Origin of the sequence: Acinetobacter sp. ABJ-A23_2 (assembly GCF_044538765.1) — a bacterium.
GTDB lineage: Bacteria > Pseudomonadota > Gammaproteobacteria > Pseudomonadales > Moraxellaceae > Acinetobacter > Acinetobacter nosocomialis_A.
This window is the reverse complement of the sequence record NZ_JBIUCP010000143.1, coordinates 1-228: the sequence shown is the minus strand read 5'-3', so window position 1 is coordinate 228 and position 228 is coordinate 1. Positions and strand designations below refer to the sequence as shown.

The 228-nt window shown below is 51.8% G+C and carries 1 protein-coding gene; it reads left to right on the top strand.

Annotation, left to right across the window (positions count from 1 at the left end):
* Positions 1-228 (top strand): Ig-like domain-containing protein (locus tag ACH63V_RS18235; protein WP_396464337.1); only part of this gene is annotated, 228 nt, incomplete at both ends.

The window sequence follows — 228 nt, the reverse complement described above, 5'->3', positions numbered from 1 at the left end:
TGACTGTAGATGGCACAGACTATCCAGCAGTCAATAACGGCAACGGTACCTGGACGCTTGCAGACAATACGCTTCCAGTGTTGACCGATGGACCACACACCGTAACTGTGACAGCGACCGACCCTGCAGGTAATGTGGGTACAACAGGTGCAGTGGTGACTATCGATACCACAGCACCAAATGCACCGGTTCTTGATCCAATCAATGCGACTGATCCAGTGACAGGTA